1 protein-coding gene is annotated in these 276 nt (G+C 67.0%); it reads right to left on the bottom strand.

Translation table 11 applies throughout. The annotated features are described in order from the left end of the window. Nucleotides 1-276 (bottom strand): cupin domain-containing protein (locus SB753_RS36990; protein WP_410805104.1); only part of this gene is annotated, 276 nt, incomplete at both ends.

A 276-nucleotide genomic window follows, 5' to 3' on the forward strand; every position in this document is an offset into this window, starting at 1 on the left:
AGGTTGCGCATGCAGAATCGACAGCGCGCGGCCGACGAACCGGTCCTTCACGCCCGCGAGCCAGTTCTTGCGGTCTGCCGGCAAGTCGTCGATGCAGCGCCGCACTGCCCACACGAACAGCAGTTCCGACAAACGCGAGAGCACGATGGCGCTGCCTGCGCGCCGTTGCGCCGCCTCGGTCGCGGCATAGCGCAGCGACGCTTCGATCCATGCCGAGTGCGGATCGTTGCGCACGTCGACCTTGAAGAGACGAGGCAGCGAGCCGAGCACCGGGTT

This window comes from Paraburkholderia sp. SIMBA_053, from assembly GCF_046534895.1.
In the GTDB taxonomy this organism is placed as follows: Bacteria; Pseudomonadota; Gammaproteobacteria; order Burkholderiales; family Burkholderiaceae; genus Paraburkholderia; species Paraburkholderia caledonica.